This window comes from Paenibacillus hexagrammi (genome assembly GCF_021513275.1).
GTDB lineage: Bacteria > Bacillota > Bacilli > Paenibacillales > NBRC-103111 > Paenibacillus_E > Paenibacillus_E hexagrammi.
This window is the reverse complement of record NZ_CP090978.1, coordinates 1,129,865-1,143,420: the sequence shown is the minus strand read 5'-3', so window position 1 is coordinate 1,143,420 and position 13,556 is coordinate 1,129,865. Positions and strand designations below refer to the sequence as shown.

9 protein-coding genes and 1 pseudogene are annotated in these 13,556 nt (G+C 47.6%); 4 read left to right on the top strand and 6 right to left on the bottom strand.

Annotated elements, in window-relative coordinates:
* Nucleotides 1-320: 320 nt before the first annotated feature.
* Nucleotides 321-2,216 carry a PrkA family serine protein kinase gene (locus L0M14_RS05165; protein ID WP_235121143.1) on the bottom strand — a complete coding sequence of 632 codons (1,896 nt, stop codon included), beginning with the start codon at nucleotides 2,214-2,216 and terminating at the stop codon, nucleotides 321-323.
* A gap of 428 nt (nucleotides 2,217-2,644) precedes the next feature.
* A complete protein-coding gene (locus L0M14_RS05160) occupies nucleotides 2,645-3,964 on the bottom strand; it encodes a sn-glycerol-1-phosphate dehydrogenase (protein WP_235121142.1) in 1,320 nt (439 codons plus the stop codon).
* A gap of 123 nt (nucleotides 3,965-4,087) precedes the next feature.
* Between L0M14_RS05160 and L0M14_RS05155 the strand changes: the two genes are divergently transcribed.
* Nucleotides 4,088-4,834 carry a DUF2161 domain-containing phosphodiesterase gene (locus L0M14_RS05155; protein ID WP_235121141.1) on the top strand — a complete coding sequence of 249 codons (747 nt, stop codon included), beginning with the start codon at nucleotides 4,088-4,090 and terminating at the stop codon, nucleotides 4,832-4,834.
* Between the two features lie 20 nt (nucleotides 4,835-4,854).
* On the opposite strand, the pseudogene L0M14_RS05150 reads toward L0M14_RS05155, so the two are convergent.
* From L0M14_RS05150 to L0M14_RS05135, 4 genes and pseudogenes are all read right to left on the bottom strand, one after another.
* Nucleotides 4,855-5,806, bottom strand: a pseudogene (locus L0M14_RS05150) (NAD(P)/FAD-dependent oxidoreductase).
* A 273-nt stretch (nucleotides 5,807-6,079) separates the two neighbouring features.
* Nucleotides 6,080-7,399 carry an ABC transporter substrate-binding protein gene (locus L0M14_RS05145; RefSeq protein ID WP_235121140.1) on the bottom strand — a complete coding sequence of 440 codons (1,320 nt, stop codon included), beginning with the start codon at nucleotides 7,397-7,399 and terminating at the stop codon, nucleotides 6,080-6,082.
* A gap of 189 nt (nucleotides 7,400-7,588) precedes the next feature.
* Nucleotides 7,589-8,425: a carbohydrate ABC transporter permease gene (locus L0M14_RS05140; RefSeq protein ID WP_235121139.1), complete on the bottom strand. Its 837-nt coding sequence runs from the start codon at nucleotides 8,423-8,425 to the stop codon at nucleotides 7,589-7,591.
* Complete coding sequence (locus L0M14_RS05135; protein WP_235122822.1) at nucleotides 8,425-9,291, bottom strand: carbohydrate ABC transporter permease; 867 nt, start codon at nucleotides 9,289-9,291, stop codon at nucleotides 8,425-8,427. The genes L0M14_RS05140 and L0M14_RS05135 overlap by 1 nt, the downstream gene beginning before the upstream one ends.
* Nucleotides 9,292-9,395: 104 nt before the next feature.
* Here L0M14_RS05135 and L0M14_RS05130 point away from each other — a divergent pair, with 104 nt between their 5' ends.
* From L0M14_RS05130 to L0M14_RS05120, 3 genes are all read left to right on the top strand, one after another.
* Nucleotides 9,396-11,264: a cache domain-containing sensor histidine kinase gene (locus tag L0M14_RS05130; protein ID WP_235121138.1), complete on the top strand. Its 1,869-nt coding sequence runs from the start codon at nucleotides 9,396-9,398 to the stop codon at nucleotides 11,262-11,264.
* Nucleotides 11,261-12,883 (top strand): response regulator, encoded by a 1,623-nt coding sequence (locus L0M14_RS05125; RefSeq protein ID WP_235121137.1) that lies wholly within the window; start codon nucleotides 11,261-11,263, stop codon nucleotides 12,881-12,883. Before L0M14_RS05130 ends, L0M14_RS05125 begins: the two co-directional genes overlap by 4 nt.
* 134 nt (nucleotides 12,884-13,017) lie before the next feature.
* Entirely contained in the window at nucleotides 13,018-13,449 is a 432-nt protein-coding gene (locus L0M14_RS05120) for a hypothetical protein (protein WP_235121136.1), read from the top strand.
* Nucleotides 13,450-13,556: the final 107 nt, after the last annotated feature.

Sequence of the window (13,556 nt, the reverse complement as noted above, 5' to 3'; positions counted from 1 at the left end):
GTTCTACTGTATGTGCAAACGCCCGGTTGGTGAGGAATTACAGGCAGTTTGGGCAGCAGCCTATGCTCCGTTGGTTCCGTACCGCGCGAAGCTCCCAGCGCGCGGCGTGCGTTGCATGACGGTCGTCAGCCAGTGTGTGTTTTGGCAAGGCTAAGAGCTTTAGCATGGATAGTTCCTCTGACAGGGTACTGCAGTCTGATAGAGTTAGACATTATTAGCGCTATAGCAGACATGTACAGGGCGGGTGCCAGACTGTCTCAACGATTGGCGGCCTCAACGTCAAAAAGCCACTCCCGGCATCAGGAGTGGCCTCTCATTCATTATCGATTTAGCAGACTGCCGACGTATCGGAGCAGTTCATTGGCGCAAACCGGGCAATAGCCGTGCTCGTCAATAAGCTGCTTGGTGACGTCGTTGATTTTCTTAAGCTGCTTCTCATCCGGCGTTTTCGTAGAGGTAGTGATCTTGACGATGTCCTTGAGGTCAGCAAACAACTTTTTCTCAATCGCTTCTCTTAAGCGCTCATGGCTGCTGTAATCGAATTTTTTGCCCTTGCGGGAATACGAGGAGATGCGAATAAGAATCTCTTCGCGGAACGCCTTCTTGGCATTCTCGGAGATACCGATCTGCTCTTCGATGGAGCGCATGAGCCTTTCGTCCGGGTCCATTTCTTCACCGGTAAGCGGATCTTTGATTTTACCCCAGTTGCAATAGGCTTCGATATTATCCAAGTAGTTGTCAAACAGCGTTCTCGCTGAATCTTCGAACGAGTAGACGAACGCTTTCTGCACTTCTTTCTTGGCGATATCGTCATACTCCTTACGGGCAATCGAGATAAAGTTCAAGTAGCGTTCCCGCTCTTCCCTCGTGATGGACGGATGCTGATCCAGACCGTCCTTCAAAGCGCGCAGCACATCGAGCGCATTGATACACTGCAGGTCCTGGCGGATAAGGGCGCTTGAAATCCGGTTAATGACATACCGCGGGTCGATACCGCTCATGCCTTCCTCCAGGAATTCGTTCTGCATCTCCTTCAGATCCGCATCCTTATAGCCTTCAACGGCTTCACCGTCGTACATGCGCATTTTTTTAACGAGATCGACACCCTGCTTCTTCGTTTCTTTCAGGCGTGTAAGCACAGAGAAAATGGCGGCAACGCGGAACGAATGCGGCGCAATATGAATATGAGACATATCGCTTTGAGCAATAAGCTTATAATAAATTTTTTCTTCATCGGAAACCCGGAGGTTATAAGGGATCGGCATCACAATCATACGAGATTGCAAAGCTTCATTTTTCTTATTGGCGATAAACGCTTTGTACTCCGTCTCATTCGTGTGAGCAATGATGAGCTCATCGGCAGAAATCAATGCGAAACGGCCTGCCTTGAAGTTGCCCTCTTGCGTCAACGACAGCAGGTTCCACAGGAATTTCTCATCACACTTGAGCATCTCCTGGAACTCCATGATTCCGCGGTTTGCCTTGTTCAGTTCGCCGTCAAAGCGATAAGCGCGCGGATCGGATTCAGAGCCGAATTCGGTAATGGTGGAAAAGTCGATACTCCCCGTCAGATCGGCGATATCCTGCGACTTCGGATCGGATGGACTGAAGGTTCCGATTCCAATACGGTTCTCCTCCGAAATGAATACGCGCTCCACGAGCACATCTTCAATGCAGCCGTTGTATTCGGTTTGAAGGCGCATTTGGCAGGAAGGACAGAGGGTTCCTTCAATTCTGACCCCAAGCTCGCGTTCGATTTCCGGACGCAGCTCCTGAGGAATCAAATGCAGAGGCTCCTCATGCATCGGGCACCCTTTAATCGAGTAGACAGCACCTCGGTCGGTGCGGGAAAATTGTTCAAGCCCCCGTTTAAGCATGGTGACAATCGTCGACTTACCACCGCTGACAGGACCCATCAGCAGCAAAATACGCTTCCGAACATCCAACCTGCGGGCCGCGGAGTGAAAATACTCTTCGACAAGCTTCTCGATTGCACGGTCGAGTCCAAACATTTCCTGATTGAAAAATTTGTAGGATTTTTGACCGCTTTCGTCATCGATCCCCTGGGATGCAATCATTTCATAGACACGTGAATGAGCCGTTCTTGCCAAACCGGGATTTTGACGCATTAATTCTATGTACTCCGCGAACGTTCCAGTCCAGGCCAACTTATCCTTCTCTGTACGATGTTCGGTAATCCTTTTGAATATGTCCATGGGTACCTCCTTTACTGCCGCCTATAGATAGCAGGTCAGCTCGTGATGGTGAATAGTGTATTACAATCCTATGCGCCCACGAAGGATAAGTTTCCCGAAATTTTTTCCCCTGCGTAAAGATTAATCACATAATGAAGGATAAGGTATCTTGGCGTAGATAGATGAAGAAATTCATATTGATGTGGCAAAAAAAACAAAATGCGGCCGGAACCAGGCACATACGCCATCCGGCTCCAGCCGCATTCTTCATCTATCACTCACGCCCTGCTATAGCAGCGCGGACAAGTACAAGTACCAAGCAAGTGCAAACAAGTGCAAGTAAGTACCTACTTCAATTAACGGTCGAAATCACCGTATATAAACCATAGCGAAGCTGCTCTAGACTTCTCATACGTCTCACGCCGGTGCCAGCACGCTTTGATGAACACCTACAGCAGCCGCTGCAAGCGCAAAATCGTAAAGCGGGCCCGCACAAACAGCGCATCCCGCAGCGAAGCCTCGACCAGTTCCGGCTCCACGCCCAGCTGGTCTGCCGTGACCGGTCCCTGCACCTCGCTGAGCCACTGCCTCAGCTGCTCCGGTGCAGGAACCGCGCGGGCGATGTCCAGCACATCGCCCCACTGCTCCGCGATGCGCGCCTTCAGCCCGCGCGCATCCAGGACAGGCCCATCGGCCGGGAAATTCTCGGCGATGACCTGCTCCGCCATGTCCCCGTAGGCCAGCCGGATGCGCTGCGCATCCGACTCCCTGCCGGGGACGGCGCCATTGGCGAGTCGCTCTGCCGCCTCGCCGGGGGTCACGCTCAGCAGCGCCTGATAGCGCTGCGCCATCAGCAAGGTCGCGACGCCGACCTTGGCCCCGTGCAGCAGCGCCCTGCGCCGCTGCTGAAGCAGCACCATCTCCCAATAATGGGAGAGATGGTGCTCTGCCCCTGAGGCCGGCCGCGAATGGCCGATCAGCAGCATGGAGAGGCCCGACAGCAGGAGGCCCTCCATCAGCTTGCGCATGCCGAGATCGGTCCGCTGCGCGATCTCATTGATATGAGCTGTGCATAGCTCCACGGCTTCTAGCGTCAGACGAGCACACAGCTCGCAGTAGTGCTCATCCAGCAGCAGGCGGCCAAGCCGCCAATCGGTAAGCGAGGTATGCTTGCCGAGCATGTCGCCAAGGCCGGCGGCGATCATGGCCTGCGGCGCCTCAGCCAGCAGCGCCAGGTCCGCGAAGATCGCCTCCGGCGCGGAGCAGGCGATCGTCTGCTTGAAGCCGCGCACGATCAGCGGCGCGCCGACCGAAGCGAAGCCGTCGACGGACGGAGCCGTCGGCACGGACAAGAACGGCCGCTTCGTCCGATGGGCGGCGAAGCGCACGATATCGTGGACGGTGCCCGAGCCCACGGCAATAAGAACCTGCGATGAGATCGGCGTATCGAGCAGCACCTGCACGATCGCCTCCTCGTCGGCAGCGACCTCACCTAGCGTGTTCTCGCGGATCACGCTGGCGGAAACTTGAAGCTGCGCCGCTTCCAGCAGTCCGCGCAGCCGCTCGCCTGCAACCCGCTGCGTAAGCTCATCCGCCACCAGTGTAACATGGCGGTAACCGGATTGCAGTAAATATTCAGCCACCTGTTCTATAGCCCCACGCTCAATAACGATGTGCCTAATCGGCACTTCATGCCTCTTCCCACAGTCACAATCGAAGCTTCGACCCAGCCAAGCATTCAGCACAGAATCTTCCTTTCTTGAACTCATTCTTCGGCTCCTCCTCATCCCTGTCAACATGTACGTACAAGTTACTTCAGACCCTATTCTACCAAATCATGTGTTATAATGGTACAACGACTTGATCCTATTAGCTGGAGGCTTCATAGAGTTATGGCCATACAACGCGAGACCGAGCTGTATGCTCCAATTAAACAATATTTCGAACAACTCGGTTACAGCGTGAAAGGTGAAGTGAAGCACTGTGACCTGGTTGCGATGCGGGGGGACGAACCTCCGGTGATCGTCGAGTTGAAAAAGAGTCTGAACATTCCTCTTCTCGTTCAAGGCATAGACCGTTTAAAGCTAACCAATCAGGTATATGTTGCCTTTGAGCTTCCTAATAAAGGAAAAGCACCTCATCGACTGCATTGGGACGATATCAGACGTCTCTGCCGCATGCTGGGCCTAGGAATCATTACCGTACAATTCTATAAACGCAAAAAACCCGCAGTCGAAATCGTCTGCGAGCCAATCCCTTACACGCTGCGCCATAATAAACGAGCTGCCAATCAAGTCGTTCATGAGTTTCGCGAACGAAGCGGCGACTACAACATAGGAGGCAGCACCCAGCAGAAGCTGATGACCGCCTACCGGGAGAAGTCCCTTCATTGCGCTTATCTGATTCACACACTTGGGCCGCTCAGTCCCCGTAAACTGCGTGAGCTCACAGGAATTCCCATCATCAGCGGTCTACTACAAAAAAACTTTTATCGCTGGTTTGTACGTGTAAGCCGGGGCGTATATGCGCTTAGCGATCTAGGCCAACAAGCGCTCGAAGCTAACGAGAAAATTATATCTGTTTTCGCGATGCAGCAAGCCAAGCAACTGGAAGTAAACTCCGAAACCATTGATCTTTAGCCCAGTCAAAAACAATACCCTTAGCTTCTAACCAGAACTTTGCTGCTCTCACGCTCGTGCTTCATCTTTGCCAACGCCTTGTGCATCCAGATCGCCGCTTGTGAGCCTTCCCCCATTGCGATCGTCACTTGTTCCGCATGTACACCCACATCCCCAGCAGCCCACAAGTTGGGCACGCTGGTCATCTTACTGCGCAGATCGGTGAGGATATGCCGGTTCTCCAGCCTCTCTGCCCCGAGCTGCCTAGCCAGATCGGACTTGACTTCATTTCCCCCAAAAGCGATAAAAGCCCTTTCCCCCTCTACCTGTTTTCCGCTGTTCAACCGTACCCCTCTGAAATATCCTTCCCGATGGACATCAATACCGCTAATATCATCGGCTATATATTCAATTCCATGCTGCTTAAGCCGGTCCATCCATTTTTCCTTGATGGCTTTTTGTTCATGGTTAATATAGATAAGTTCAGATGTACGAGCGCTAAGCGTTACAGCCATCGCGGCTCCCACATCGCCTGATCCCAGAACAACCGTACGTTTCCCAGCAATCTCATAGCCATCACAGTCCGGGCACACATACATAGTCAAACCTAGACACTCCATAAGCCCCGGCAGCTTCGGAAATTGGTCCAACAGACCGGTTGCCAGCAGCAACGTATAGGCTTCATACCCGTTTCCAGCTCGATCCCATAGTTCAAAAGGGTCGCTAGCGCTTCCTTTTTTTAAAGCTTGTACAATCTCACCCTGCACAAAACGGACCCCGTATTGTTCCGCCTGCTGTCTGCCTATTCGTCTCAGCTCTTCACCTGACACACCATCGGGCCAGCCCTAAAATATTATGATAGCTTTGGCACAGCGTGGAACGTCCATAGCCTGCGTCTACGACAAGCACTTGATGTCCGTACCGTCCTAATTGAATTGCAGCCTGCAGACCAGCAATTCCACCACCAACGATCAAGCTTTCGACTTGCTCCATCTATGTCCGCCCTCTTTCGCAACTGTCATAGGATGCCTAATCTATACAAGGTTTAGGGTACCCGATCCTTCTGCAATCCATGCGAGACAGGGACAACCTCCACCCTCATAGAAACAAGCTATAGTGTCTAATCACATCGCTGCAGTTTATTGATAAATCTTGGCTCATTACGTGCTTCAGCAGCTTTTCTCCATATGCTTTTGACATTTTGTTATTTAATAAATGTATCAAAAAGTCAAAAACCCCAGCGAGATCGCTGAGGCTTCTTTTGTATTACTTCTTGAGGCTATCCCAAGTTTTTTGGAACTCATCAAGCATTTGATCTTTCGTATATTTCTTCGCAATATAACCTTGCATAGCATCGCCGAATTTCTTACTTGTAGCTTCGCCGCCAGGGAATTTGAACCAGTTCCAGCTCAATGTTTTGCCAGCTTTACTGTAAGTCATAATGTCAGCAGCTAGAGGCCCAAGAACTTTTTCGTCAGCAGTAATGGATTTGAAAGCAGGAATGAATTTAAATTCATTCGTGATATAGTTTTTACCTACATCAGATGTTACCAACCAGTTCAAGAATTTTTTGGCTTCATCTTTTACTGGTGAGTTTTTATTGATAACCCAGTTGTTTGGTACCCCTACGAAGAGTTTATCGCTTGCAGCTGCATCATCACTGATTGGCATTGGCAGGAAGCCGATTTTCAAATCAGGATTTGTTTTGGAGATTTGAACTTGAGTCCAGTTACCTTGCTGCGTCATAGCTGCTTTACCAGTTGCAAAATCAGTTACTTGTGTGTTGTAGTCAGTTTGCAGCGGGTTTTTGTTACCATATTGCAATTGAAGATCGAACAATTTAACCCAATTGTTGAATACTTCGTTGCCAGGAATTTTTGCTGTACCTTTGTTCAAACCGTCGATGAACGCGTTTGGATCAGGCTGATAGGCAAAAGGAAGATTCGCAAAGTGGTTACCTAGTACCCACCATTCGCCGTAACCAGTTTCAAAAGGTGTGATGCCTTTAGCTTGAAGCTTCTTAGCTGCATCTTCCAATTGGCTGTACGTTTTTGGAAGTTCTGTAATACCTGCTTGAGCAAATAGGTCTTTATTATAGATGAAGCCATAGCCTTCCAGGTTCAATGGTTGACCATATAGCTTGCCGTTCTTCGTCATTGGCTCTTTCGCTACATCAACCAGATCGTTCACCCATGGTTGGTCGGAAAGGTCTTCCAGATTGTCGATCCATTTATCCAAGTCGGAGAAACCGCCGTTATTGAAAATGTCCGGTTTGTCGCCAGAGTTGAATTTAGCAAGCAAAGCTGCACCATAGTCTGCTCCGCCGCCTACTGTATCTACTTGAATTTTTACATTTGGATTTTGCTTTTGATATTCTTCCACAAGCTTAGCGAGCTGATCTGCGATTTCTACTTTAAATTGGAACATCTTGATCGTTACTTCTTTACCGCCTGCTGCTGGTGCTGTCGTTGCTGCTCCTGCTGAAGCGGATGGGGCTGGTGTTGTTTCTGTTTTCTTACCGCAACCCGTTGCTACGATAGACAGGGTAAGTACTGCTGCCATACTGATCATTGTCAGTTTTTTCATTTGAGTGAGCCTCCCTTTTTCTGGTTCGTTTCACTTACGCGTCAACCACTGGGTTTAGTATGCCCTAGTTGGTTTATAGCTTACATGGTTTATTGTAAATTGTTTCTTAAACCCATGACACGGATAATATTGAACAGTAAAGTGGAATATCTTGAACAGATTGCTAATATATAGCTCGATTGCTGTAAATTACCCTTTCACCGAACCTGCTGTGATACCTTCTACAATATGGCGCTGCAATGCTAGGAAGAAGATTACAATTGGAAGTACGCTTAGTGTTAAGCCTGCAAGAGCTAAGTCCCATTGCTTCGTATATTGACCAAAGAATGAGTAGGTCGCTAGCGGAATGGTGCGCAATTCCGGACTACTTAATACTAGTGAAGGAAGCAAGTAGTCATTCCAGATCCACAAGCTGTTTAGAATAATAATCGTAATGGTCATTGGCTTGAGCAGTGGAAATACAATTTTCCAGAATACACCATAGGAAGAGCTGCCATCTACCGTAGCCGATTCTTCAATTTCTAAAGGAATGGATTTAATAAATCCGTGATACAAGAACACATTGAGCGATACGCCAAAGCCAAAATAGCTTCCGATCAAGCCCAGCTTGCTGTCCATGAAGTTAATGGAGCTCATGACTTTAACAAGCGGAATCATAATCGATTGAAACGGAATGACCATGGCTGCCACAAAGCCTAGAAATACGAGATTGTTGAATTTCGTTGGTTTGCGAACCATTCGATAAGAAGCCATCGAGCTGATGATGACCAAGCCCACATTACTAAGGACCGTTACGAACAATGAGTTCCAAAAAGCCTTTGGAAACTTCATAATCGTCCATACCTTCTCGTAGTTGCCGAGGAACAGCGTTTTAGGCAATTTAGCCGTACTCATGGCAAGCTCAGGAAAGGTTTTAAACGAGTTGGCCAGTACGAAATAGAATGGAACTAAGAATAGCAAGGCGACCAGGATGCCCAATACTTCAAGTGAAAACAATCGCGCCGAATATTTTTTTGCCGATTCCATTACACCTCGACCTCCTTACGTTTGGTATACATGACTTGGATGGTCGAAATGATCGCAACGACGATAAAGAAGACAAATGCTTTTGCAGTACCTAAACCAAAACGATTATTTCGGAACGCTTCTTGATAAATGTTGATGGATACGGATTCGGTTGAGTTAAACGGTCCGCCCTTTGTCAGCGAGAAGTTGAGATCGAAAATTTTGAACGACCAGGAAATGGTTAAAAATAAACAAACGGTAACGGCTGGCATAATCAGCGGTACGATGATACTGCGTAATACCTGCATCCTTGAAGCTCCATCGATGTAGGCTGCCTCCAGCATATCCTTAGGAACGTTAGACAAAGCAGCGATGTAAATAATCATCAGATACCCGGCACCTTGCCATACGCTTACGATCACAATGGCCCAGAAAGCCGTAGGTGCATCTCCAAGCCATGGAAGCTCGAAAAAGCCGATATGCGTAATTTCACCTAAAGTCGCGAAGCCTTTTACAAATATAAACTGCCAAATAAATCCGAGAAGCAAACCACCGATGACGTTCGGCATAAAGAACACGGTACGCAGTACATTACGAGATTTCAGAGCCTGCGTCAGCAATAATGCGAGCAAAAAGCCGACCAAGTTAGTCAAGATTACGTTTGTTACCGTAAGTCTAGTCGTAAACCAGAATGCATTATGGTAATCCGTGTCATTAAATAAAATTTGCTTGAAATTGTCCAAGCCGTTGAACTTCACATCAGTCGCGACACCATTCCATTCTGTAAACGAATAATAAATGCTCATAAGAAAAGGGATGACGACGATGATGAGAAAGAAAAGCAGAGCCGGGCCGACAAACACCCATTGCTGTAGAAGAGCTGCCATTCCTTTGTTGTTTTTCACGGGAATTTCCCCCTTACGCTTAATTACTGTAGATATAGTATAGAATGTTTCCAACAGGCAAAACACAGACGTTGGTGACGCTTTAGGTGGAATTTGTTGACCTCACCTGCTACAATGTAGGGGAAAAACAACTACAAGAAACCGAGTTGATGCCCATGATCAAAAACAGCATTCGCAACAAGTTGATCTTGTTTTTACTTGCCGCGACGCTTATCCCGTTTGCTACTTCCATGATGGTCACCTACTGGTTTACAAAGGAGAAAGTAACGGAGGATACGATCAGAAACAACTCAGCGCTTATGCTGCAAGGCAAGACCAACGTCATCAATTATTTGAATAGTGTCGTTCAAGCTTCACTGACGGTTTACTCCAATTACAATTCCAGCGAAAATTTTTACGATATTTTGGATCACAAGAAGGTTATCGACTACACCAGTGATAAAGTCATTAAAAGCAGCCTTCAGGTCATGTCTCATTCTATTAAAGAAATCCAGCAAATTTATCTGTATGCCAAGGAAAGCAACATGTCTTATCTAATGGTCAATGAGAAAGGAACACCGTCTTACGGAAAATATAAAGAACTTCCCAACTTTCCCGAAGGACGAGACGTCTACTTTGATACCACCCATCAGACACATTCTTACGGAGTCATGCTCACGAATTATTTTTCTCCTTTTCCAGTCATCTCTATGCATCGGAAAATTATCAATTTTGCCGAAAGCCGTGTTTTGGGAGAGTTAGTCATCGATCTAAACATGAATTTAATTACTGATATTACGAAAGATTTGTACGAGCCCGGAGAGGAAGATTTATATATTCTTGACGAAACAGGGCGAATTATCTTTGGACCCGATCCGGCAGCTTGGGGACAGCTTCTGAACCAAGATTGGGCCAAGGAAGCACTAGCTAGTACGTTGGACAGCGGGAGCTACGAATGGAAGAAAGGCTCCTATGCCGGAGTCAATCAATATGAAAAAATGAAAACGGATTTTGTCGACTGGACGCTTGTGAAGCGCGTGCCTTACGCTCAGTTGTACAAGAATGCTCGACAGCTCACGATTATCAATACAGCCATCCTATCCTTATTCTTAATCATAGCCGTCGCCGGAACCATCTATATCTCCATCCGTTTTACTGAGCCGATTAAGCAGCTCATTCGATATATCACGCGAATCCAATCCGGACAATTGAATACGGAGATTGACCTGCTTCGTTCGGACGAGCTCGGTATTCTGGCTAATCGTTTCCATACCCTGATACAAGATTTGAATCAGATGGTACTAAAGGAATACAGACTTGAGCTGGCCAATAAATCCAACCAGCTGATGGCGCTGCAAGCACAAATTAATCCGCACTTCTTGAATAATGCGCTGCAATCTATCGGAACCCTCGCACTGCAGCATGAAGTGCCGCAAATTTACAAGCTCATTTCATCATTAGCCAAGATGATGCGTTATAGCATGAATACAAGCGAATCAATCGTTCCGCTGCGGCAGGAGCTCGATCATGTCAAATCCTATCTGGAGCTGCAAAAGCAGCGGTTTGAACAGCAATTTGACATTTCGCTGGATATTGAAGATAGCACCTATTCAATTCCGATTCCGAAAATGATTTTGCAGCCGCTCGTAGAAAATTACTTCAAGCATGGCTTTAAACCGAGCCTGGGTACGGGCCATCTGCGCATTCATGCCGCGAAACTTGTAGAACAACATCATAATGTGCTCTATATTGAAGTCGAAGACAATGGTCAAGGAATGTCGGAAGAGCGCATACAGGAGGTCAGACGCTGTCTCAAGGCAACCTCCACCTCTGAGGACGGAATCGGCCTATGCAACGTATTACTTCGTATCAGACTGTATTATTCGGATGAAGCGGAGCTGCAACTTTGCCCAGTTGAGCCACAAGGTCTGAAAATCATCATTACTATACCCTTACAAAAGGAACATAACCAATGAAAGCACTCATAGTCGACGATGAAAAACACGTTAGAGACGCCATTCGCCTACTCGTAGACTGGCAGCAGCATGGTATTGCAACAATTCTCGAAGCATCCGACGGAGACGGAGCTATCGAATGCGTGATTCGGGAGAAACCGGAAATTATTATGACCGATATGATGATGCCGAACAAAAACGGTGCCCAACTGCTCGAATGGCTGCACAGCAACTGTCCTGAGAGTAAGACCATTGTCATTAGCGGTCACGATGATTTCGCTTTACTTCGCCACACCGTGAAGTACGGAGGCACCGACTATATACTCAAGCCGATTGATGCCGAACAATTAAATGAAGCGGTTCATAAGGCGATAGATTCCTGGAATAAAGAAGAAGAAGTGCGCCGGATTGACAGAAACAGGAATATTGAAATGAATCAATTAAAACCTGTCTACTGGGACAAGCTGCTCTCCAATTTGCTCGCCGAGCCATCATCTTATGATCATTCTGCCGAGCAGCTCGAAAAGGAGCTAGGGCTTGAGCGCCCGACCCGAACTTGCCGGACAGCCATCCTCAGCCTAGATACGATGGAAAGAAGTCTGAAGGACAAATTTGTCCATAATCTGGACCTCCTTTTCTTTTCGCTTATCAACATTTGTAACGAATTTTTGCATGATAAGCAGCGCGGCTTCGCTTTCCGACATTGGAACAGCGACAATGAAATTGTGTTGTTGTTCTGGAAAGAACTCGATAACACGGAGGCTTTGCTTGAAAGTATCAACGAAGGTATGAAACTTACGCTTCGCTGTCGCGTCGATTTCGGCCTTGGCAAGGAGATGCCCTTTCCATCAGGACTACCGCTATCGTACCAGGAAGCAAGGGAGGCATTGCGGCAGCGCAACTTACTTACGAAAGAAGCCTGGATTCACAGCACTTACAAGCCTTATAAATCTACTGGACGTATTCCAGAGTTCAGCGATTTCGAGGAACGAATTCATCTTGCTGTACAAAGCGGCAGCAGCGAACAGATCGAAGGTGCCGTCAAACAATGGGTGGACGCGCTTAAGCAGGTCGATTTCATCAGCTTGGATCAATTGGATCGGTGGTGGAGGGAATACAGCGTACTGAAGCGGCGCTGGACCATAGAGAAGATCCCAGGACTAACGGAAGAGCAGTACCAAGCCAAATTATCCGATGATGCATCCCGAGTCATTGTTCCATTAGATGAACAAGGAATTCTCTCCTTGAATGTCTGGCAGCAGCAGCTGACACGAAGCATGGTGCAATTGTCCAAGTTTTTACTTGATCATCAACAGCAGGACAAGAATGTTATCTTTGAAATATCCAAATATTTAGAGAATCATTATCAGGAAGACATCACGCTTCAGGACATCTCTAATCGCTTCTTCTTAAGTCGGGAGTACATCTCACGCAAATTTAAACAAGAGTTTTCGGTGAACCTATCCGATTACTTGGGTCAAATTCGTATGGACAAAGCTAAAATGCTGCTCCTTAACCCGCATTTACGTATCACTCAGGTTGCCGAAATGGTGGGCTACCAAGATGAAAAATACTTCAGCAAAGTATTTAAAAAGCAAGAAGGCCTCTCACCCAACGAATACCGTAAAAAGCAGCTGTAAGAGCTAAGTTTGTTGATAAAAGCTCTTATTTCAATCGAATAACACACTGTCAACAACGCTCGGAGAAAAGCTACTGAAGCTCGGAATGTACCCTACTTTATCAAATAATTATTGAAGCCGAGGTGACACGAACGATGAATATGCCTATCGAGACTTCCACAGCTAATTCTTTGCCTAGAGCATCGAAGGCATCGAAAGTAAAAAGAAAAACGTACCTCCTCCTGTTCTTTGGGTGGGTTCTGTTAATCGGAGTCGGCGTCGCAGCAGCCGTGCTCTACACCAATCACTTGAGGGAGCAAATATCAGCTGACATCGCCCAGCAAACCCAGCAGCAATTGAAGGTCATTCAGGAGGATTACCAAAGCCAGCTAGACCAACTCAAGCAGGGCATGACGACCGATATGACTGCGCTGCAAACGAAAGTGGATGCGCTGAACGAACTGCTCGCCTTCACCAAGGACAGCGCTAATAGCAAGACAGACAACAGCAACCAGCTGTACACGCAACTTGCCGAGGTGAAACAAAAGCTGGATGAGCTTGAAAAGAATATGGAAGTGTTGAAATAATGAATCCTATCCAATCCATCAATCGTATGTTCCTGCTGGCCTGCGCTCCTTCCTGGGCATGCTGATTTGGCTGTTGCTCGTGAACACTCACATTGAAATTTCAGCTC

Excerpts from the sequence above, each read along its gene's own strand:
- L0M14_RS05160 (WP_235121142.1), bottom strand. The coding sequence starts at position 3,964 with ATGAGTTCAAGAAAGGAAGATTCTGTGCTGAATGCTTGGCTGGGTCGA.
- L0M14_RS05155 (WP_235121141.1), top strand. The coding sequence starts at position 4,088 with ATGGCCATACAACGCGAGACCGAGCTGTATGCTCCAATTAAACAATAT.
- L0M14_RS05145 (WP_235121140.1), bottom strand. The coding sequence starts at position 7,399 with ATGAAAAAACTGACAATGATCAGTATGGCAGCAGTACTTACCCTGTCT.
- L0M14_RS05165 (WP_235121143.1), bottom strand. The coding sequence starts at position 2,216 with ATGGACATATTCAAAAGGATTACCGAACATCGTACAGAGAAGGATAAG.
- L0M14_RS05125 (WP_235121137.1), top strand. The coding sequence starts at position 11,261 with ATGAAAGCACTCATAGTCGACGATGAAAAACACGTTAGAGACGCCATT.
- L0M14_RS05140 (WP_235121139.1), bottom strand. The coding sequence starts at position 8,425 with ATGGAATCGGCAAAAAAATATTCGGCGCGATTGTTTTCACTTGAAGTA.
- L0M14_RS05120 (WP_235121136.1), top strand. The coding sequence starts at position 13,018 with ATGAATATGCCTATCGAGACTTCCACAGCTAATTCTTTGCCTAGAGCA.
- L0M14_RS05135 (WP_235122822.1), bottom strand. The coding sequence starts at position 9,291 with ATGGCAGCTCTTCTACAGCAATGGGTGTTTGTCGGCCCGGCTCTGCTT.